This window comes from Caulobacter sp. 10L414, assembly GCF_056395525.1.
This window is the reverse complement of sequence record NZ_JBFTJR010000012.1, coordinates 97,501-117,862: the sequence shown is the minus strand read 5'-3', so window position 1 is coordinate 117,862 and position 20,362 is coordinate 97,501. Positions and strand designations below refer to the sequence as shown.

The window sequence follows — 20,362 nt, the reverse complement described above, 5'->3', positions numbered from 1 at the left end:
CGGATCACGCCTCGAAGGCGACCTGGGCGGTGGTCAGGTCGTAGGTCGCCGGCACGATCTTCAGGCGTCCCTGGGCGATGCGCTCGGCCAGGATGCCGTCGGCGACCTTGAGGCGCGAGGCGATGTTGCGGGCGTTGCGACGGGCGGCCGCGTCGTGCAGGTCGGCGGCCTTCTCGCCCTGGGCGTCGAACACCGCCGGCAGGATCGGCGCCAGCATGGCCTCGAACACGCCGGTGGGACGGCTCTTGCGGGTGGCCGCGTCGACCGCCGCGCCGACCACGCCGCACTTGGTGTGGCCCAGCACCACGACCAGCGAGGCGCCCAGGGTGTCGACGGCGTAGACGATGGCGCCGAGGGCCTCGGGGCCGACGGTCGGGCCGGCCGCGCGCAGCACGAAGAGGTCGCCCAGATTGCAGTTGAACAGCAGTTCGGGCGCCACGCGGCTGTCGCTGCAGGCGACGACCACGGCGAAGGGCCGCTCGGCCGCGGCCAACTCGCCGATGCGGGCGGCCGACGGTGAGACCAGGCTGGCGCCGCCGCGGGCGAAGGCGGCATTGCCCTGCTTGAGCCGGCCCAGGGCCTCGTCGGGGCTGATGCTCGGGACGGGCTTGGCCGGCTGCACCTGCACGCCCGAGACGGCGGTCGGGGCTTCCGGTTCGGCGCCCTCCAGCGGCTTGACCGTCTTAAGCGCCTTGTCGAGGGCCGCCTTGTCGCCGGGCTGGGTGGACAGGGCCTTGGCGGTGCGGCGCGCCTTGCGCTTCCACACCGGCGGGGTCTTGGTCTCCTGGTAGCCTTCGGCATGGGCCAGCACGGGGGTTGCGAGGCCGGCGGCCAGGCCGCCCAGCAGGATGCGTCGAGAAACCATGGTCGCCCCCGGAAACGATGAAACCGCCGCGACCCTAGGGGTTGGGAGTTAACCGGAGGCCAAGCCCGGTTCAGAGCGGCAATTCGACGCGTTTGACCACGGTGCGCATGGCGATCGACGAGCTGACCCGCACCACGCCGGGGATCCGCGTCAGTTCCTGGCTGTGCACCCGCTCCAGGTCGTCGACGTCGGCCACCACCAGCCGCAGCAGGTAGTCCGAGCCGCCGGTCATCAGGTAGCACTCGGCCACCTCGCGCACATTGGCCACCGCCTTCTCGAAGGCGGTCAGCGCGGCCTCGGCCTGGGACGACAGGGTGACGGTGACGAAGACGCTGAGCGGCAGGCCCACCGCGCGCTCGTCGATCACCGCGGCGTAGCGGCCGATGACGCCCGCGTCCTCCAGGGCCCGCACCCGGCGCAGGCAGGCCGACTCCGACAGATTGGCCGCCTTGGCCATGTCGACATAGCTGGCCCGGCCCTCGCGCTGGAGCAGGCGGAGGATCTTTCGGTCGAACACATCAAGCGTGACCGGGGATTTCTTCACGGAATAGCTCCGTTTGCGCAGGATTCCTGCATACCACGTTCTTTGAAGGACGAAAGAACCAAGAAACATGCGAACGTAGAGGCGTACACCAGCGTTAAAGCTAAAAAGCGAGGAAACATCATGCGCGTTGGCGTCCCCTCCGAGATCAAACCGGGCGAGCACCGGGTCGGCCTGACCCCTACCGCCGTCCGCGAATATGTCGCCCACGGCCATCAGGTGCTGGTGCAGCAGGGCGCGGGCCTGGGCGCCGGCTATGCCGACGAGGCCTATGTGAAGGCCGGCGCGAGCATCGCTCCGGACGCCGACGCGGTGTTCGCCGGCGCCGAGATGATCGTGAAGGTCAAGGAACCGCAGAAGGTCGAGTGGGAGCGCCTGACCGAGCGCCACATCCTCTTCACCTACCTGCACCTGGCGCCCGATCCGGCCCAGACCGAAGGCCTGCTGAAGAGCGGCTGCGCGGCCATCGCCTACGAGACCGTCACGGACGCCAAGGGCGGCCTGCCGCTGCTGGCCCCGATGTCGGAAGTGGCCGGCCGCATCGCGGTGTTCTCGGCGGCCGAGACCCTGCTCAAGCACAACGGCGGCATGGGCCTCTTGCTCTGCGGCGTGCCCGGCGTGCCGCCGGCCCGCGTGGCGGTGCTGGGCGGCGGCGTGGTCGGCTCCAACGCCGCCCGCATGGCCGCGGGCCTGGGCGCCGAGGTCGTGGTGCTGGAACGCTCGATCCCGCGCATGCGCGAGCTGGACGACCTGTACCAGGGCCGCATCCTGACCCGCTATTCGACCCTGGACGCGGTGGAAGAGGAGATTCTCAAGGCCGACGTCGTCATCGGCGCGGTGCTGACGGCCGGCGCCGCCGCCCCGAAGCTGGTGCGCCGCGAGCACCTGTCGCGCATGAAGCCGGGTTCGGTGCTGGTCGACGTGTCGATCGACCAGGGCGGCTGCTTCGAGACCAGCCATCCGACCACCCACGCCGAGCCGACCTACACGGTCGACGGCGTCGTCCACTACTGCGTGGCCAACATGCCGGGCGCGGCCCCGCGCACCTCGTCCGACGCCCTGGGCAACGCCACCCTGCCGTTCGGCCTGGCCCTGGCCGACAAGGGTCTCGACGCCCTGGAGGACAACGTCCACCTGGCGCGCGGCCTCAACGTGCTGGGCGGCAAGCTGACCCACCCGGCCGTGGCCCAGGCCCTGGTCAAGGACTTCGTCGACCCGTTCGGCGTCTGGGGCGGCTCGAAGCTGTAACGACCCAACCTCCATCATCCCGGAAGCCGCTTGTGCGGCTTCCGGGATGATGACGACGATCGTGGGGCTACAGCCCCGCCATCTCCTCGATCACCTTCAGCGCCGCTTCGCGCGGATCGTTGGCGGCGGTGATCGGGCGGCCGCAGACCAGGTGGCTGGCTCCGGCCTTCAGGGCGTCGGCCGGGGTCGCGGCGCGGGCCTGGTCGTTCTTGGCCGCCCAGAACGGGCGCACGCCCGGCGTCACCACCAGGAAGTCCGGACCGCCGATCTCGCGGGCCAGCGCCGCCTCGTGCGGCGAGGAGACGATGCCGTCGACGCCGCATTCGATGGCCTGGCGGATGCGCCGCTCGACCAGGGCGCGGGCGCTGAAGGCGTAGCCCATCTCGATCAAATCAGCGTCGGTCAGGCTGGTCAGCACGGTGACGGCCAGGATCTTCAGGTCCGAGCCGGCCTTGGCCTTCACCGCCGCCTGCATCACCTGGGGCTCGGCGTGGACGGTCAGCAGGTCGCAGCCGGCTCCGGCCAGCACCCGGGCCGAGCGCTCCACCGTGGCGCCGATGTCGTGCAGTTTCCAATCGAGGAACACCTGCTTGCCGGCCCTCTTCAGGTCGCCGGCGAAGGCCATGCCGTCGGTCGCCAGGAGCTCCAGGCCGATCTTGTAGAACGAGGCGGCGTCGTCGATGCGCTCGACCATTTTCCGGGCGTCGGCGACCGTCGGCAGGTCCAGCGGGATGATCAGGCGCGGATCGGCGGTCATGGGCGGAGCTCCGGGTGTTGGCGCGCGAGGCCGCATCGCTCTAGAGAGAGCGACGTTTCCCGCACGGTCATGAAGGTTGAGGACGTCGAATGAGCCAGGCCGAACTCGCCGTCAACTTCTTCGTCGCGCTGTTCGCCCTGATCGACCCGATCGGCAACGTGCCGCTGTTCGCCGCCGCCACCCTGGGCGCGGCCTCGGCCGGCCGGCGGATGGTGGCCGTCTATATCGGCCTGTTCGTCGTGGCCTTCCTGGTCTTCTTCTACTTCACGGGCGTGGCCCTGCTGGAGTTCTTCGGCATCTCGATGCCGGCCTTCCGCATCGCCGGCGGCATCATCCTGTTCATTCTCGGCCTGGACATGGTGCGCGACGACTTCACCACCATGTTCGCCGACGCGGCCGAGGGCGAGGGTGAGCCGCTGTCGGCGCGGGTCTACGCCAAGAAGCGGTTCGAGCGGCTGATCGTGCCGTTCGCCATGCCGCTGCTGATCGGGCCGGGGGCGATCTCGACCGTGATCATCTACGCCAGCGAGGCCAAGCACCTCGGTTTGGCCGGCATGGCGCTGGGCGTCGGCGTCATCGCGGCGGTGTCGGTGGTGCTGGTCGCCACCTTCTGGGCCGCGCCGGTGATCAGCAAGGTGCTGGGCCGCATCGGCATGAGCATCGTCGTGCGGGTGCTTGGCCTGATCCTCTGCGCGCTCGCGGTGCAGTTCGTGCTGATCGGCGTGGGCGACGCCACGCGCGGCCTGATCCGGGCCGACGCCAAGGCGCCGTACACGGCGGAGAAGTAGGTTTCAGGTACGGGGGCGGACTTGGTTTTCTGGTGGACGGGGCGAGGCTTCTTTTCGCTGCTTTTCCTGATCGGCGTGTTCGGCGTCTTTGGCGCGATCGTCAGCTTCACGGTCGGCGATGTGGCGTTCTCGACCGCGCCGTGGCTGTGGGGCGTGGGCTGGGTGCTAGCGGCGATCGCCAATTGGGTCGGCGGTTCGCGTATCAACCGCCGGGCGCTGAACCCGTTCCGGGGCGACCTGCGCTACCGGCTTTTCTACCGGGCGAGGAACAAGTTCCTGTCCCTTCCGATGGAGGTCTGGTCGATCCCGGCCCTGGTCCTGGGCATCGCCCTCTTCGTCCTGGGCCTGTTCTAGACCTTCCGGAATTTCCCGCCCTGGCTGGCGATCAGGGCCAGGGCCCATTCGTCGGGGATGATCTTGGCCAGCACGGCGATGGCCTTGTTGGGCGCGCCGGTGACGCAGACCGGGCGGTTGGCCTCGGCGGCCTCGTAGCCGGCGGCGGCGACCTCGTCGGCGCCCAGCCACATCCAGGCCGGCAGGCTCTGGCTGACCTGGGCGCGGGTGCCGTTGACGTCGTGGAATTCCGACAGCGTGAAGCCGGGGCACAGGGCGCTGGCGTGCACGCCGTTGGCCAGGTTCTCCAGGTGCAGGCTCTGGGAGAACTTCACCAGGAAGCTCTTGGTCGCCGCATAGAGGGTGTGGCCGGCCGAACCGGGCGCCAGGCCCGCCAGCGAGGCGACGTTGACGATGCGTCCGAAGCGGCGCTCGACCATGCCCGGCAGCACCTTGTGGGTCATTTCGCAGACCGAGGTCAGCATCACCTGCAGGAAGGCCGACTGGTCGGCCCAGCTGGTCTTGTCGAAGGTTCCGGGCAGGCCGTAGCCGGCGTTGTTCACGAGGGCGTCGATGTCGCGGCCCTCGGCGGCGATCGCCGCCAGCACCGTATCCACGCCGCCCGGATCGGCCAGGTCGGCGGAGATCGCATAGGCCTCGACCCCGAAGCGCATCCGGATCTCGGCCGCCAGGGCCTCGAGCCGGTCCAGCCGGCGGGCGGTCAGGGCCACGTCGTAGCCGTGGCTGGCGTAGATACGGGCGAAGGCGGCCCCGATGCCGGCGGAGGCGCCGGTGATCAGGGCGAGGCGGCGGGCCATGGAGTCGAAGGTCCTGCAAGCAAAGCGTCACAGGAGTCGAGCACGCCCGCCGATCCGGTTCAAGCGGGGCGGAGGAACGACCTGGGGGGGGCGGGGTCGGTCGTTCCTCCGCGAAGGCGCGCCCTCGGGGGAGGGGTAGGGCGCGCCCGATGCCTGAAGTCTTAGGCCGCGTCGCTCAGCGCCGGTTGGGCGCCGCGGGTCCAGCGGACGGCGGCCTCGGCCACGCGCACGCCCAGCAGGCGGGCGGTCTCGCGGTCGCCGGCCGGCGGGGTGATCTCCGGCGAGGCGTTGTCCGACTGGGCGGCGACGCCGACGAACGAACCCACGCGGTTGATCGTCTCCGGACCGCGCTCGGCGGCGGTGACGGCCGGCGGAGGGACGCCCAGGTTGATCCAGTTCATGCCGTGCTGGGCGGCCAGGATCGTCAGGCTGGCCAGGGCGTGGCCCTTGTCGCCGGCGAAGCTGTGCGAGTTGGTGAAGCCCGCGGCCAGCTTGTCCTTCCAGGCGCCGGTGAAGAAGGCGGCCGAGGAGGCGTCGGCGAAGACTTTGAACACGCCCGAGACGTCGCCCATGTAGGTCGGCGCGCCGAACACGACGGCGTCGGCCTCGGTGATGGCGTCGAGGATCGGCTTGAAGTCCTGGCTGGCGCTTTCGATCGGCAGGACGACCGGGGTCTGGCCGGCGTCGCGGACGCCCTGGGCGACCTTGTCGGCGAGGACGGCGGTGTGGCCGTAGCCCGAGTGATAGACGATGGCGACCTTGGTGGTCATGGCGGTGGTCCCCTCAAGGAGAATGATGTTGTCCGAACAGGAACTGTATCGGTAGCGATTACGTAATAGCGCCCGCGGCCGGCGCCAGGGGATCAGCAACAATTTCAGGTGCAGTTTTTCTGCGGGAGGCTTTCAGGTGCGCTCAGGTGGCGGGGCGGCGCTTCCAAAGAATCCGTCCTTCCCCGCGAAGGCGGGGATCCATGCGGGCTTTCAGGAGGAGGCGCGGCCGCGGATCGTCCGCGGTCTCGGCTTGGATCCCCGCCTACGCGGGGATGCTCGGTAGCAAAGATTGGCCCGAAAAGGCCTCAGGCGCTCTTCAGGACGGCCTCGCGCTCGGCCGGGTCGGCCAGCAGGTCGGCCACCGAGATGCGCGACAGGCGCTCGGCGGCGGCGGCGTCGGCGGCGATCAGGGCCGCGCGGACGGCGTCGGGAATGCGGGCCCCGACCGGGCAGCCCTTCACGCCGGGAGGCGCGGTGCCGAGGTTGGCGCAGCCGTGGACGGCCCGCAGCACGGTGTCGAGGGTGATGTCCTGGGCCGGCTTCAGCAGCCAGGCGCCGCCGTTGGCGCCGGCGCGCGCGCCGATCAGCCCCGCCTTGCCGAGCATGGCGGTGACGCGCCGCACCACCACCGGATTGGTGGGGACGGAGGCCGCGAGTTCGGCGCTGGCCACGGCGCGGTCGGGGCTGAAAGCCTCCTTGTGCGCCAGATAGGCCAGGGCGTGAGCGGCGACGGGGAACTTCTGACTGTCGGACATGATCTTCTGTTAAGTCCGGAACGTAAGGGGGGAACGCAAGCGTTGAAACAAAAACCGTAAAGGCGCGCGGCCAAGGTCGCGATTGAACCCGGATCGGATTGGGTGTATCGCGCGCCGCTTGATCGATATGGGGCTTCGCGCGAGATTTTCGAGGGCGCGGTCCCGGAGGGATTGAATGGCTTCCGAAGCCTCCGGCGTTTCGAACACTGAGAACGCCTCTGTCGCGGCGTGCGACATTCCCCAGCAAGCGGGTTCAAATGGTCACGGTCCCAAGGGCCATGGCACGTTCGCGCTCGCCCTGGGCTCCGTCGGCGTCGTGTTCGGCGACATCGGCACCAGCCCGCTCTACGCCTTCAAGGAGGCGCTGCACACGGCGGCCGCTGACGGCGTGACCCGGGCGGAGATCCTCGGCGTGGTGTCGCTGGCCCTGTGGGCGCTGATCCTGGTCGTGACGATCAAGTACGTGCTGTTCATCATGCGCGCCGACAACAAGGGCGAAGGCGGCGTGCTGTCGCTGATGGCCCTGGCCCAGCGCGCCATGGGCCGTCGCACGGCCCTGGTGTTCGGCCTGGGCGTGATCGGGGCGGCGCTGTTCTACGGCGACGCGGTGATCACCCCCGCCATGTCGGTGCTGTCGGCGGTCGAGGGCCTGCGGACCATTCCCGCGCTCGAGCGCGGCATCACCACCGAGGTGGTGCTGCTGATCGCCACGGTGATGCTGCTGGGGCTGTTCTTCATCCAGAGCCGGGGCACGGCCAAGGTCGGCCAGCTGTTCGGACCGGTCTGCGCCCTGTGGTTCACCGTCATGGCGGTGCTGGGCGTCTACAACCTGCTGGCCCATCCCGGCGTGTTCCGCTCGATCAACCCCTACTACGCCGTCCATTTCCTGCAGCATCACGGCATGGCCGGCTTCATCGTGCTGGGCGCGGTGTTCCTGACCGTGACCGGGGCCGAGGCCCTGACCGCCGACATGGGCCACTTCGGCCGCTGGCCGATCCAGGCCGCCTGGCTGTTCTTCGTGCTGCCCTGCCTGGCGCTGAACTATCTGGGCCAGGGCGCCCTGGCGCTGAACACCCTGGTCGCCGCCGAGCAGTCGGGCACGCCGTTCCAGGAGCTCAACTGGTTCTTCGAGATGGCGCCCGACGTGCTGCGCCTGCCGCTGGTGATCCTGGCCGGGGCCGCCACCGTCATCGCCAGCCAGGCGGTGATCACCGGCGCCTTCTCGCTGACCCAGCAGGCCATCCAGCTGGGCCTTCTGCCGCGCATGGACGTGCGCCGCACCTCCGAGACCCAGTCGGGCCAGATCTTCGTGCCGCAGCTCAACACCATGCTGCTGCTGGGCGTGCTGGCGGTGATGTTCACCTTCAAGACCTCGTCGGCCATGGCCCACGCCTACGGCCTGGCGGTGACCGGCACGATGGTCGTCACGACCGCCATGGCCTTCATCGTCATGCGTCAGCTGTGGAAGTGGCAGCTGCCGGCGGCCCTGGCCTTCCTGCTGCCGTTCATGACGCTCGACCTGGTGTTCCTCAGCGCCAACGCCCTGCGCTTCTTCACCGGCGGCTGGCTGCCGGTGCTGATCGGCGCGGCCCTGTTCACCGTCATGGCCACATGGGTGCGCGGCAGCCAGATCCTCAGCGAGAAGACCCGGCGCGACAGCGTGCCCTTGGCCGACCTGATGGAGATCCTGCGGGCCCGCGCACCTCACCGCGCTCCCGGCACGGCGATTTTCCTGACCTCCGACCCGGACATGACCCCGGTCGCCCTGATGCACAATCTCAAGCACAACAAGGTGCTGCACGAGCGCAACGTGGTGCTGACCGTGCGCACGGCCGAGACGCCGCGCGTGCCCGAGGAGGATCGGATCAAGACCTTCAAGGTCAACGACGACTTCAAGAAGGTCGAGATCTACTACGGCTTCATGGAAAGCCCGAACGTGCCCAAGGCGCTGGCGCTGCTGCGAAAGCAGCAGGGGCTGAAGTTCGACATCATGGCCACCAGCTTCTTCCTGGGCCGTCGCTCGATCGTGCCGTCGGCCAATTCGGGCATGCCGCTCTGGCAGGACCGGCTGTACATCTTCCTGATGAAGAACGCGGCCAACCCCACCGACTTCTTCAAGATCCCGCCTGGCCGCGTCGTCGAGCTCGGCGCCCAGGTAACCGTGTAAGGCTGACCGCGTAGATGGATATTCTCGGCGTCATCGGCGACGTGCTCTGGATCCTGGCCCTGTCGATCATGGCCGGGGCCTCGCGCATGGCCTGGAGCAAGATTCCCAAGGGCGAGGCCACCCCGGTGGCCTGGTCGCCCAAGGGCGACACCCTGCTGCGCCTGCCGCGGGGGCCGGCCCTGGTGCTGCTGCCGGCCGGCGCCTTCGCCATCAGCCTCTACCTGCTGGTCGAGAGCCGTCAGGCCGACGAACTGACGATGTCGATCATCATGCTGGGCCTGCGCGCCACCCTGGCGGCGATCTTCGCGGTCATCCACCTGACCCAGGTGCGGCGGGCGCTGAACCAGCTGGCCCAGGAGAGCAAGATCCGGCTGTGAGGGTCTTCAGGCGTTAGTCGGACCGTCGGTCCCTCTGGACGCGCCGCGCCGTCGGGGTGAACGTCGGGCAACCTCAAGTGGATCGATCGATGCGCTTCGCCCTCGCCCTTGCCGTACTCGCCCTGCCTGGTCTTGCTTTGGCTCAGGCCGTCCTGCCCTCGACGCCCGCGGGCGAGGCGGCCAAGGCCTATCTGGAGGCGCTGAACGCTCGCGACCAGGCCACCGCGGCGGCGTTCATCAAAGATCGTTTCCCCACATCGCCGATCGACGGCGACGGCTTCGTGGGCTTCGGGCGCCAGGTCGGCGGCTTCGACCTTGTGCGTGTCGAGACAGCGACGCCGACCACCCTGACGGCCCTGGTGCGCGAACGCTATAGCGAGGGCTACGCCCGGCTCGAGATCCAGACCGACCCGGCCGCGCCCGGCCAGGTCAAGAGGCTGGACGCGCGGGTCATGCCGCGCCCCGCGGAAATTCCCGCTGATCCGCGTCTCGACGACGCCGCCCTGGCCAAAGCCGTGGCCGACAAGCTGGCCCTGATGGGCGAGGACTATTCGGGCGTGGTGCTGATAGCCCGTAGGGGCAAGCCCTTCGCTGTCTTCGCCCAGGGCTTGGCCGACCGCGAGCGCAAGATCCCGATCACCCAGGCGACAAGGTTCCGCGTCGGCTCGATGAACAAGATGCACACCGCCGTCGCGGTGATGCAGCTGGCTGAGGCGGGCAAGCTGGACCTCCAGGCGCCGCTGGCCGCCTATCTGAAGGACTATCCGAACGTCGATTGGGCGCGGAAGGTCACGCTGCACCAGCTGCTGACCCATACCGGAGGCGCGGGCGACTTCTTCGGCCCCGAGTACGACAAGAACCGCGACACCCTGCGCACGCTGCAGGACTACGTCGTCCTCTATGGCGCGCGGTCCCCGACCTTCGAGCCGGGCGCCAAGTGGGACTACGCCAACTACGGCTACATCCTGCTGGGCCGGGTGATCGAGGTCGTCTCCGGCCAGAGCTACTACGAGTATGTGGCCGACCATATCTTCAAGCCGGCGGGCATGACTGGCAGTGGTTTCGAGCCTGAGGCGACAGCCGTGCCGGATCGCGCCGTGGCCTACGAGCATGTCGGTGGCGCCTACAAGCCGGCCGGCGGTCTGCCGTGGCGCGGGACCTCGGCGGGCGGCGGCTATTCGACGGCCGAGGACTTCCTGAAGTTCTCGGCGGCGCTTTATGACGGCCGCCTGCTGGACAAAGCCCATCTCAAGCTGATGACCAGCCCCCAGGCCGAGGACGGCCGTGGGGGCAAGTACGGCTATGGCCTCTTCATCCGAACCGCCGAGCCGCCGATGGTTGCTCACGGCGGCGGCGCGGCGGGGATGAATGACGACTTGCGGATTCTAGACGGAGGCGAAGGCGTGATCGTCACGCTCAGCAACCTCGCCCCGCCGTTCCTGGCCGGGCGCATCAGTCAGTTCGTGGCCGAGCGGTTCTCGCCCCAGGGCGAGCGAAGGCCCGCAATCCGCCCTTAGCCGGCGCCGATCCGGCTGCCTGGGCGCGGGCCGTCGGTGGCGGTGGATGTTCCTGGCTCCGGAGCGGGAACGATGGGTGTTGATAGTTGATCAGGAGCCTGTTGTTTCCCTCGTCGCAAAAGCGCGCTAAACGCCCCGCGACTTTGTGTTTTCGCCTTCGACAAGGACCCCCGACATGGCCCAGAAGCCCGTCAAGAAGGTCGTGCTCGCCTATTCGGGCGGCCTCGACACCTCGATCATCCTCAAGTGGCTGCAGACCGAGTACGGCGCTGAAGTCGTGACCTTCACCGCCGACCTCGGCCAGGGCGAAGAGATCGAGCCGGCCCGCGCCAAGGCCCTGGCCGCCGGCGTGAAGCCCGAGAACATCTTCATCGAAGACGTGCGCGAAGAGTTCGTGCGTGACTTCGTGTTCCCGATGTTCCGCGCCAACACGGTCTATGAAGGCCAGTACCTGCTCGGCACGTCGATCGCCCGTCCGCTGATCGCCAAGCGCCAGATCGAGATCGCCCGCCAGGTCGGCGCCGACGCCGTCAGCCACGGCGCCACCGGCAAGGGCAACGACCAGGTCCGCTTCGAGCTCGGCTACTACGGCCTCGAGCCCGACATCACCGTGATCGCCCCCTGGCGCGAGTGGGACTTCAAGTCCCGCGAGGCCCTGCTGGACTTCGCCGAGAAGCACCAGATCCAGATCACCAAGGACAAGCGCGGCGAAGCCCCGTTCAGCGTCGACGCCAACCTGCTGCACTCCTCGTCGGAAGGTAAGGTCCTGGAAGACCCGGCGGTCGAGGCCCCCGAGTTCGTCCACATGCGCACGATCGCTCCCGAGGATGCGCCGGACCAGCCGACGATCATCACCATCGACTTCGAGAAGGGCGACCCGGTCGCCATCGACGGCGTGGCGATGAGCCCGGCCACCCTGCTGACCAAGCTGAACGAGCTGGGCCGCGACAACGGCATCGGCCGTCTCGACCTGGTCGAGAACCGCTTCGTCGGCATGAAGTCGCGCGGCGTCTACGAGACCCCGGGCGGCACCATCCTGCTGGCCGCCCACCGCGGCATCGAGAGCATCACGCTCGACCGCGGCGCCATGCACCTGAAGGACGAGCTGATGCCGAAGTACGCTTCGCTCGTCTACAACGGCTTCTGGTTCTCGCCCGAGCGCGAGATGCTGCAGGCCGCCATCGACTACAGCCAGACCAAGGTGTCGGGCCAGGTCCGCGTGAAGCTCTACAAGGGCAACGTCACGGTGATCGGCCGCACCAGCCCCTACTCGCTGTACGACCAGGACCTGGTCACCTTCGAAGAGGGCAAGGTCGCCTACGATCACCGCGACGCCGGCGGCTTCATCAAGCTCAACGCCCTGCGCCTGCGCGTGCTGGCCAAGCGCGATCAGCGCGGCTGAGGCGCATCGCCGCTTCGATAGGAACGAGCCCCGCCGGAAACGGTGGGGCTTTTTCTTTGTTCGCCTAAAGGGCGTGGCAGCCGTGAACCGCGATGTAGCTGGTGTCGACGCGCCAGCGGCCGTCCTTCTCGCGGTGCACGAACCAAGACCCGCATTCGACCTCGAGCGCGGCGTAGTCGCCGTCGGCGTTGAAGGCGACCCGGCTGAACGCGTAGCCCTCGTCGGCCAGCCGAGGGCGCAGGGCCTGGCAGCTCCACAGGGTGGCGCGACGCTGTTTCCGCCTGGCGTCGGCGAGGGTCGCGCGGCGATCGGTGAACATGCCGTCCAGCGGCGCGGGATCGGCGATATCCTGCACGGGACCGGTGATCGACGTGGCCAAGCGCTCTATCACCGCGCATTCGGCGGGATCCGCCACGGCCAGGGGCTGGCCGCTGGCGGTCCTTGCCGGAGAATGGGCGCAGCCGCCGGCTGTCAGGGCGGCGGCGAGAAGCGCCAGATGCGCGGCGCGAACCATGCCGTGGTCGTCAGCTCGCCGCCGTCTCGGTCGTCGGCTGCACCAAGTTGGGCGCGATGTTGACGCCGGTCTTGTTGTAGACCACCCAGCCGATGACCTTGAACACGGTGTTCAGCAGGGTCTGGCCCAGCGCCAGGGTCATGAACTTCGTGAACTGGATGGTCTGGTTGAAGGCCAGTTCCTGGTTGTGAAGGATCATGTCGGCCGCTTCGGGGGTGATCTGGTGATTGGCCAGGGCCGTGCGGGTCTGGATGGTCGCCTCGGCCAGGCTGCGCAGATAGCCCGGCACCACGGCCTTGTTGGCGTTCCACCAATCGGTGGCGGTGTCGCCCAGCTGCTGCTCCAGCACCGAGACCAGGCTGTCGACGTCGTCGATCTGCAGGGTGGAAAAGTCGGTCGTCATCGGGCGCCGGGCCTCACTTCATGGCGGTGACGGCCTTGGCCGCCTGATCGCAGCTGACCATCATGGCGGTGGTCGCGCCGGTGTTGGGGATGATCCCCTGGAGCTGGTGCAGCTGGGCCAGGCCCTGGACCTGGGTGCTGCAGCCCTTGATCAGCGACACCTCGATGTCGATGGCCTTCTGGGCCGGCTTGGCGGCGTAGGGCTGGGAGGCGGCGCGCACGGCCGCCACGGCCAGCGCGGCCTGGATGTCGGCGTAGGACTCGATCTTGCCGGGATAGGTGGACTTGTCGACGTAGAGGCCCATCTCGGCCTCGGCCGCCAGCTTGGCGACGCCCTCGTAGGCGGTGGTGATCTTGCTATCGAGGGTGGGGTCGTACGGCGGGGCGAACACCGCGCAGCCGCCGAGCGTCAGAGTGCAGGCCAGGGCGATCGCCGGCCGTCGCATGGTCTCGAACATGGTCCCCTCCCGAAGGCCGCCAAGGTGGCGCCGCTTCGGGAGGGCCTCAAGCTCAAAGTTGAGCGATGTCGGCGCGCTTCCTTTGCGCGAACGTCAGCCGCCGCAACCGGTCGGCGGGCCCTCGGCCTGGGAGGCGGCGATCTCGGCCTTGGCCTTCTCGAGGTCGGCGGCGAAGGCCGGGTCGGCATGCAGCCGCGAGACCATCACCCCGCCCAGCAGGCGGCCGGCCTCCAGGTCGCTGGGGAAGTGCACGCCGCAGATCACCCGGCTGTCGCCGAACTCGCGTCCGCGGGCGGTGATCTGGGCGGCGCGGTCGGGAACCAGTTCCGCCAGGACAAGGCCCCACGACCAGCCGATCAGCGCGTGGCCGGACGGATAGGAGCCCTCGGTCTCGATCCACTTCTCGCGCGGCACGCAGATCGGCTTGCTGTTGCCCACCGGCGGGCGCGGGCGCGAGAAGGCCTGCTTGGCCGGGCGATAGATGGTGCCGGCGTCGTCGGTCATGCGTAGCAGCAGGTTGGCCAGGGTCGGGGTCTTCTCCGGGCTGATCGTCACCTTGGCGGCGCAGGAGAAGCTCTTGAAGCCGCCCGCCCCCGAAAGGTCGGCGTCGGCGATCGCCTTGTCCCAGGCCGGCGTGCCCGCCAGCTTTCGCGTGTCGTCATAGGCGGCGCGGTCGGCCTTGCCGCGCGGCGAGTTCGGAGCCGGGGGCGGGCCGACGATGTCCGGGGCGTCGAACGGCTCGGCCAGGGTCAGGTAGCCCTTCGGCGGCTTCGTCCAGGTCGTCGAGCCGCCGGCCTGGGCGTAGGTCTTGGCCGGCGCCTGGCCCGACAAGGGCGCGCAGGCGGCCAGCAGCAATGCGGCGGAAATGGGGGCGGAGGCGAAGGCGAGCGAGGAAAAACGCATCATGGAAAGCCCGAAGTGAGGTCGTCCGGACACAGAGCGAGACGACTTGGCTGCGTCAAGAGAAAGCGGATTGACGCGAGGATATGTTATTTCATAACGCAATCTTTGCCGCTCCCCCGGCAAGTTGGGAAATTCCGTCCATGACCCGTTCCATGGTCCGTCGCCAGGCGCTCGCCGCCGCCAGCCTCCTGGCCCTCGCCGCCGCCGCGCCCGCCTGGGCCGCCGACACCGCCGCCCCGCCCGCCGCCGACACCGATCCGGCCAACGCGGTCTCGCAGGTGGTGGTGACCGCCGCCCCCTACGCCGTCTCGCTCGACACCGTGACCAGCAGCGTCAACGTCGTCACCCGCGACAAGCTCGACGTCGCTCCGCCCGCCGGCCTCGGCGATGTGCTGAACGGCCTGCCGGGCCTGCGCTCCACCTTCTACGGTCCCGGCGCCTCGCGTCCGGTGATCCGCGGCCTGTCGGGCCCGCGGGTGATGGTGCTGCAGAACGGCGTCGGCCAGGTCGACGCCTCGGCCCTGTCGCCCGACCACGCGGTGGCTTCCGACCCGGCCGAAGCCTCGCGCATCGAGGTGCTGCGCGGTCCCTCGACCCTGGCCTATGGCGGTTCGGGCATCGGCGGCGTGGTCAACATGCTCGACGAGCGCGTGCCGTCCACCCGCGCCAGCGCGCCGGTCGAAGGCCGTGTCGCCGGCTCGATGTCCAGCGTCGACAGCGGCTGGGGCGTCAGCGGCGCGGCCAAGTTCAACGCCGGCCCGCTGGTGTTCGCGGTCGACGCCGTGCACCGCGAAAGCGACGACTACGACGTGCCGGTGGCTCCGGTCTCCTCGCGCCTGGCCGCCCGCGACGGCCTGACCGTCGATCCCGACAAGACCGTGCGCAACACCGACGTCGAGATGGACGCCTATGGCGCGGGCGTCTCCTACGTGCACGATCGCGGCTTCGTCGGCCTATCGGTCAAGCGCACCGACACCACCTACGGCGTGCCCTACCAGCAGATCCTGTCGCCCATCGACCCGGACGCCGAGGGCCCCGTCTCGATCCACCTGCAGCAGACCCGCTACGACCTGCGCGGCGAGCAGGAGCTCGACACGCCGTGGTTCGAGAAGGTGCGCGTCTCGATCGGCCACGCCGACTACCAGCACGCCGAGGTCAGCGTCGAGGACGGCGAGGTCGGCACCCGCTTCCTGTCCGACGGCACCGAGGGCCGGGTCGAGCTCGTCCACCGCGAACACGACGGCCACCAGGGCGCCATCGGCTTCCAGGCCCTGACCCGCAGCTTCGAGGCGATCGGCGACGAGGCCTTCGTGCCCAGCGTCGACATCAAGGAGTACGGCGTCTTCACCCTGCAGCGCTTCGATCGCGGCGACTGGGGCGTCGACGCGGGTCTGCGCTTCGACACCCGCTCGCTGGAGACGGCGACCCAGAAGCGCGACTTCGACAACGTCTCGGCGTCGCTGGGCGTGTTCTACAAGCCCGCCGAGCACCAGTTCTACGCCCTGACCCTGTCGCGCAACGGCCGCGCGCCCACCGAGTTCGAGCTGTTCGCCGACGGCCCGCACCCGGGCACCGGCGGCTACGAGAAGGGCGACGACAGCCTGGATTCCGAGACCGTCACCTCGCTGGAGGCCACCTACCGCTGGACCGGTCCGCGCCTGCGGGTCGAGGGCCACCTGTGGGGCGCCTGGTACGACAACTTCATCGAAGAGGCTCCGACCGGCGAGATCGAGGACAGCCTGCCGGTGTTCCAGTACTTCCAGACCGGGGCCAAGTTCCACGGCGCCGAGCTCGAGGTCGGCTACGACGCCTGGCGCGGCAAGGACCAGTCGATCCGCCTGGAAGGCGTGGCCGACTACGTGCGGGGCGAGACCGATCTGGGCGTGCCCGCGCGCGTGCCGCCGTGGTCGCTGACCGGCCGGGCGATCTGGAGCGCCTCGAACGTCGAAGCCGAACTGGAAGTGCGCCACGTGGCCGAGCAGGACCGGGTGGCGACCTTCGAGCTGCCGACCGACGCCTACACCACCGTGAACCTGCGCGTGACGATCAAGCCCTTCGACGACAAGCCGCTGCGCTGGTTCGTCGACGGCCGCAACCTGACCAACGAGGAGGTGCGCGAACACGCCTCGTTCCTGAAGGACATCGCGCCCTCGCCGGGCCGGTCGATCCGCACCGGGATCGCCTGGAAGTTCTAGGGCCGGAGGCCTCGCGGCTCTCGCTTCGGACGCGAGAGTCGCGGGGGCGATTCTCCGTCTGGACGTGTCGATTGCCGGGATATCGCAGATCGGCTAGAAGCGCTGACCACCTAAAGGCCGCCTAGAGCGATAGAGCGTCCGTTCTTTCAGCCCTGCTTGTAGAGCTTCTTATGGAAACGACCCAGTCCGCCGGCGGCATCACCGGCAACGTTCTCTTCTACTCGACGCCCGAACCGCTGAACCGCGATCAGCACGGCAAGCTGGCGCTCGTCCACCAGGACAAGCCCTACGCCTTCGCCGCGGCCGGTACGGCCGTGCCGCTGACCGTGACCGAGTTCGGTCCGGCCGGCCTGTCCTACCCGATCATCTTCGCCGGCGACGAGCGCACCCCGCTGGCCGTGATGGGCCTGAACCAGGGCGAGAACCTGTTCATCCACGCCGACGGCTCGACCGAAATCGGCGTCTACATCCCGGCCTACGTCCGCCGCTATCCGTTCGTGCTGGCCAATGACGACGCGCAAGGCCGGATGATCGTCTGCATCGACCGCGCCTCGAGCCTGCTGTCGGAAGCCGGCGAGACCCCGCTGTTCGACGCCAAGGGCGAGCCGACCGAATACACCCAGAACTGCATCAAGTTCTGCGACGACTTCGAAGTCGAACGCCGCCGCACCGACTCGTTCGTGCAGCTGCTGAAGGACAACGACCTCTTCGAACTGAAGACCGCCACCTACACGCCGGCCGGTCCGGACGGTCAGCCGGGCGAGCCGCAGACCGTGGCCGAGTACTACGGCGTCTCGGAAGAGAAGCTGAACGCCCTGTCGGTCGAGAAGCTGAAGGAACTTCAGGCTTCGGGCGCCCTGGCCCAGATCTACGCGCACCTGGTGTCGCTGGTCGGTTGGGATCGCCTGATCGCCATCACCATGTTCCGCCAGTCGCAGGCCCCGGCCGCCAACCTCAACTGAGGTTCGCACTAGGGACGACCCTGGGAACAAAGAAAGAGGGCGGCGGATCGCAGGATCCGCCGCCCTTTTCATTTGGACGGGCTCTTTCTTGTGTGGCGCGCTTCTAGTGCACCGACACCGGCGCCAGTTCGTGGGCCAGGGCGGCGGCCACGGCCGAGTCGCGGTCGGTCAGCACCGCCAGACGGGCGCCGTCGGCCCGGCATACCGCATACAGCGTCTGGTCGGGCGCCAGGTCGAAGTCCTCCACGCCCTCGGGGGCGTCGGCGAGGATCTCGGCGGCCTTGATCGGGCGCACATAGACGAGGTCGGGCGCGCCCAGCGCGGCGAAGGCCTCGGTCGAGAAGAACGGCGTGTGCGAATTGGGCGTCATGTGACCACCTCCTTCGATAGGGGAACGCTCCGAAGTCCCTGCGGTTCAGGCCGGAGAGCGTGAGTGTTGTTTCGGGCCTCAGCCCTGCGAGCGGATGGGGATGCGCCTGACCTGGCGCTCGGGCGGCGGGCGGGCGACGTCGACATGCAGCAGGCCGTGTTCGAGCGTGGCGGCCGAAACCTCCATGCCTTCGGCCAGGACGAAGGTGCGCACGAACCCGCGGGCGGCGATTCCCCGGTGCAGATAGGCGCGATCGGCGTCGCTGCGGGTGTCGCCGTCGCGGCGTCCGGCCACCACCAGCTGGCCGCCCTCGACGGTGACCTGCAGCTGGTCGGGAGAGAAGCCGGCCACGGCCAGGGTGATGCGCACGCCCTCGTCGGTCTGTTCGACATTATAGGGCGGATAGCTTTCACCGGCGGCCTTGGCGGCGCGCTCGATCAGATCTCGGGTGTGTTCGAAGCCCAGCAGGAAGGGGCTGTCGAACAGGATCGTCCGGGTCATGCGAAGTCCTTACGCATCAAAGCGACTTCGTTCGCGGAGGTCCGGAGCCCTGCAGCGGCGCCCCGGTCCGCGATCGTAGGCTTGAAGTGGCGACGCCGGGGGCGGGGTTCAAGGCATAGATAGGAGAGCGAGGGGCGGCGCGACCGTCCGTCGCGGGGCCAAAACACCAGACCTAACGTCAGACCTGTGGATGCGTGCGGGTTGGCGCTTGTCATCATCCGGTCACGGGCCTATATGCGCTCCTCCTCGGAACGGCGCTGACGAAGACGCTCGGAACCGGGGCCGAAAGGCCCTTGCTTCGGTTGGATCTCATCGCTAAGTTCCGCGGCCTCAATCGACTCGGGCAGCTGGATTGCCGACGACCTCTGGTCTTCGGGATGGGGCGCTTTTGTTGCTTCTGGAGGGCTTCGGTTCTTCGGTAAGTTTCTGAAAAGAGTTGGTTGACTGGGTTTGGTTGTTTCAATAGAAGCGCCGACCCAATCATCGGGATCGAAGAGTTCGCAAGAATTCGGAAGTTCAGATGAAGAAGTCGAGTAGAGCTTTCTTAGAAAGATTTGCTTGACGGGGTTTGGTGGTTTCTTTAGAAGCTGCCGGCTCGCTGGTCCGGGGATTTTCCTGGTTCGGCACTGGGTCGGAAAGTTTTGAAAAAAACGATTTGACACGGAATTCGAGGTTAGCTAGATAGCCGCCTCCGCCGACACCGGGCGCTAAACGGTGGGGTCGCTCCCCGGTTACGGAGGCGGCTCCGCTCCCCGGTTACGGAGGCGGCTCGGAGCTTCGGCTCTGGTCTTTGACATTGTTGATTTGGAAAGAGAAACGCAGGCGGCGGCGCTCTGGCGATGACCCTTYGAGGTCATCTTAGACGCTGACGAATGCGGTCTCTTGAAGACACCATTTATACGGTGATCGAGCTTTCGGGCTTGGTCATTGTGTGATGGGAACTCGTCAAGAAACTATGCAAACCAGATACGCGACTGAGGTTTTCCCCTCGGTCAAATAGCTGGAGTCAATGTCAACTCAACCTGAGAGTTTGATCCTGGCTCAGAGCGAACGCTGGCGGCAGGCCTAACACATGCAAGTCGAACGGATCCTTCGGGATTAGTGGCGGACGGGTGAGTAACACGTGGGAACGTGCCCTTTGGTTCGGAACAACTCAGGGAAACTTGAGCTAATACCGGATGTGCCCTTCGGGGGAAAGATTTATCGCCATTGGAGCGGCCCGCGTCTGATTAGCTAGTTGGTGAGGTAAAGGCTCACCAAGGCGACGATCAGTAGCTGGTCTGAGAGGATGATCAGCCACATTGGGACTGAGACACGGCCCAAACTCCTACGGGAGGCAGCAGTGGGGAATCTTGCGCAATGGGCGAAAGCCTGACGCAGCCATGCCGCGTGAATGATGAAGGTCTTAGGATTGTAAAATTCTTTCACCGGGGACGATAATGACGGTACCCGGAGAAGAAGCCCCGGCTAACTTCGTGCCAGCAGCCGCGGTAATACGAAGGGGGCTAGCGTTGCTCGGAATTACTGGGCGTAAAGGGAGCGTAGGCGGACTGTTTAGTCAGAGGTGAAAGCCCAGGGCTCAACCTTGGAATTGCCTTTGATACTGGCAGTCTTGAGTACGGAAGAGGTATGTGGAACTCCGAGTGTAGAGGTGAAATTCGTAGATATTCGGAAGAACACCAGTGGCGAAGGCGACATACTGGTCCGTTACTGACGCTG

The 20,362-nt window shown here is 67.8% G+C and carries 21 protein-coding genes and 1 rRNA gene (1 of these 22 cut by a window edge); 10 read left to right on the top strand and 12 right to left on the bottom strand.

The features are described 5' to 3' along the window. Nucleotides 1-4: 4 nt before the first annotated feature. Together AC1DCG_RS07070 and AC1DCG_RS07065 are read right to left on the bottom strand one after the other, a co-directional pair. Nucleotides 5-865, bottom strand: a complete 861-nt coding sequence (locus tag AC1DCG_RS07070; RefSeq protein ID WP_477028701.1) for a carbonic anhydrase — start codon at nt 863-865, stop codon at nt 5-7. Nucleotides 866-935: 70 nt separating this feature from the next. Next, nucleotides 936-1,409 (bottom strand): Lrp/AsnC ligand binding domain-containing protein, encoded by a 474-nt coding sequence (locus AC1DCG_RS07065; RefSeq protein WP_165258397.1) that lies wholly within the window; start codon nt 1,407-1,409, stop codon nt 936-938. A 120-nt stretch (nt 1,410-1,529) separates the two neighbouring features. Here AC1DCG_RS07065 and ald point away from each other — a divergent pair, with 120 nt between their 5' ends. Then, entirely contained in the window at nt 1,530-2,654 is a 1,125-nt protein-coding gene (gene ald / locus AC1DCG_RS07060) for an alanine dehydrogenase (RefSeq protein ID WP_165258395.1), read from the top strand. Nucleotides 2,655-2,721: 67 nt separating this feature from the next. Here ald and pyrF read toward each other — a convergent pair whose 3' ends face one another. Further along, nucleotides 2,722-3,411 (bottom strand): orotidine-5'-phosphate decarboxylase, encoded by a 690-nt coding sequence (pyrF, locus tag AC1DCG_RS07055; RefSeq protein WP_477028700.1) that lies wholly within the window; start codon nt 3,409-3,411, stop codon nt 2,722-2,724. A gap of 89 nt (nt 3,412-3,500) precedes the next feature. Here pyrF and AC1DCG_RS07050 point away from each other — a divergent pair, with 89 nt between their 5' ends. Further along, nucleotides 3,501-4,199, top strand: coding sequence for a MarC family protein (locus tag AC1DCG_RS07050; RefSeq protein ID WP_058348560.1), 699 nt, complete (start codon nt 3,501-3,503; stop codon nt 4,197-4,199). 21 nt (nt 4,200-4,220) lie between these two features. Continuing rightward, nucleotides 4,221-4,553, top strand: a complete 333-nt coding sequence (locus AC1DCG_RS07045) for a hypothetical protein (RefSeq protein WP_477028699.1) — start codon at nt 4,221-4,223, stop codon at nt 4,551-4,553. Here the strand turns inward: AC1DCG_RS07045 and AC1DCG_RS07040 are convergent. From AC1DCG_RS07040 to AC1DCG_RS07030, 3 genes are all read right to left on the bottom strand, one after another. Further along, nucleotides 4,550-5,350 (bottom strand): SDR family NAD(P)-dependent oxidoreductase, encoded by an 801-nt coding sequence (locus AC1DCG_RS07040; RefSeq protein ID WP_477028698.1) that lies wholly within the window; start codon nt 5,348-5,350, stop codon nt 4,550-4,552. The two genes, AC1DCG_RS07045 and AC1DCG_RS07040, sit on opposite strands and share 4 nt — an antisense overlap. Nucleotides 5,351-5,511: 161 nt before the next feature. After that, nucleotides 5,512-6,120: a flavodoxin family protein gene (locus AC1DCG_RS07035; protein ID WP_165258385.1), complete on the bottom strand. Its 609-nt coding sequence runs from the start codon at nt 6,118-6,120 to the stop codon at nt 5,512-5,514. Between the two features lie 305 nt (nt 6,121-6,425). Then, complete coding sequence (locus tag AC1DCG_RS07030) at nt 6,426-6,875, bottom strand: Rrf2 family transcriptional regulator (protein ID WP_101720319.1); 450 nt, start codon at nt 6,873-6,875, stop codon at nt 6,426-6,428. Between the two features lie 175 nt (nt 6,876-7,050). Here AC1DCG_RS07030 and AC1DCG_RS07025 point away from each other — a divergent pair, with 175 nt between their 5' ends. The 4 genes from AC1DCG_RS07025 (at nt 7,051) to AC1DCG_RS07010 (ending at nt 12,338) form a co-directional block, all read left to right on the top strand. Continuing rightward, complete coding sequence (locus tag AC1DCG_RS07025) at nt 7,051-9,042, top strand: potassium transporter Kup (RefSeq protein ID WP_165258383.1); 1,992 nt, start codon at nt 7,051-7,053, stop codon at nt 9,040-9,042. A gap of 14 nt (nt 9,043-9,056) precedes the next feature. Continuing rightward, on the top strand, nt 9,057-9,419 hold the full coding sequence (locus AC1DCG_RS07020) for a hypothetical protein (RefSeq protein ID WP_477028697.1): 363 nt from the start codon (nt 9,057-9,059) through the stop codon (nt 9,417-9,419). Between the two features lie 89 nt (nt 9,420-9,508). Then, complete coding sequence (locus AC1DCG_RS07015) at nt 9,509-10,936, top strand: serine hydrolase domain-containing protein (protein WP_477028696.1); 1,428 nt, start codon at nt 9,509-9,511, stop codon at nt 10,934-10,936. Between the two features lie 175 nt (nt 10,937-11,111). After that, a complete protein-coding gene (locus AC1DCG_RS07010; RefSeq protein ID WP_165258377.1) occupies nt 11,112-12,338 on the top strand; it encodes an argininosuccinate synthase in 1,227 nt (408 codons plus the stop codon). A 64-nt stretch (nt 12,339-12,402) separates the two neighbouring features. On the opposite strand, the gene AC1DCG_RS07005 is transcribed toward AC1DCG_RS07010, so the two are convergent. From AC1DCG_RS07005 to AC1DCG_RS06990, 4 genes are all read right to left on the bottom strand, one after another. Then, nucleotides 12,403-12,852, bottom strand: coding sequence for a hypothetical protein (locus AC1DCG_RS07005; protein ID WP_477028695.1), 450 nt, complete (start codon nt 12,850-12,852; stop codon nt 12,403-12,405). A gap of 10 nt (nt 12,853-12,862) precedes the next feature. After that, entirely contained in the window at nt 12,863-13,255 is a 393-nt protein-coding gene (locus AC1DCG_RS07000; protein ID WP_165258373.1) for a hypothetical protein, read from the bottom strand. 13 nt (nt 13,256-13,268) lie between these two features. Beyond that, nucleotides 13,269-13,712, bottom strand: a complete 444-nt coding sequence (locus AC1DCG_RS06995; RefSeq protein WP_477028694.1) for a hypothetical protein — start codon at nt 13,710-13,712, stop codon at nt 13,269-13,271. A 93-nt stretch (nt 13,713-13,805) separates the two neighbouring features. After that, complete coding sequence (locus tag AC1DCG_RS06990) at nt 13,806-14,618, bottom strand: acid phosphatase (protein WP_477028693.1); 813 nt, start codon at nt 14,616-14,618, stop codon at nt 13,806-13,808. A gap of 149 nt (nt 14,619-14,767) precedes the next feature. Here AC1DCG_RS06990 and AC1DCG_RS06985 point away from each other — a divergent pair, with 149 nt between their 5' ends. Then, a complete protein-coding gene (locus AC1DCG_RS06985; protein ID WP_477028799.1) occupies nt 14,768-16,810 on the top strand; it encodes a TonB-dependent receptor in 2,043 nt (680 codons plus the stop codon). 170 nt (nt 16,811-16,980) lie between these two features. After that, nucleotides 16,981-17,772, top strand: a complete 792-nt coding sequence (locus AC1DCG_RS06980) for a SapC family protein (protein WP_477028692.1) — start codon at nt 16,981-16,983, stop codon at nt 17,770-17,772. Between the two features lie 103 nt (nt 17,773-17,875). On the opposite strand, the gene AC1DCG_RS06975 is transcribed toward AC1DCG_RS06980, so the two are convergent. Next, the gene (locus AC1DCG_RS06975) at nt 17,876-18,142 is read right to left on the bottom strand and encodes a DUF1150 family protein (RefSeq protein ID WP_477028691.1); all 267 of its coding nucleotides are present in this window, start codon (nt 18,140-18,142) and stop codon (nt 17,876-17,878) included. A 78-nt stretch (nt 18,143-18,220) separates the two neighbouring features. Next, nucleotides 18,221-18,643 carry an Hsp20 family protein gene (locus AC1DCG_RS06970; protein WP_477028690.1) on the bottom strand — a complete coding sequence of 141 codons (423 nt, stop codon included), beginning with the start codon at nt 18,641-18,643 and terminating at the stop codon, nt 18,221-18,223. A 1,018-nt stretch (nt 18,644-19,661) separates the two neighbouring features. Here AC1DCG_RS06970 and AC1DCG_RS06965 point away from each other — a divergent pair. Further along, nucleotides 19,662-20,362 (top strand): 16S ribosomal RNA (locus AC1DCG_RS06965); it runs 781 nt beyond the window's last position.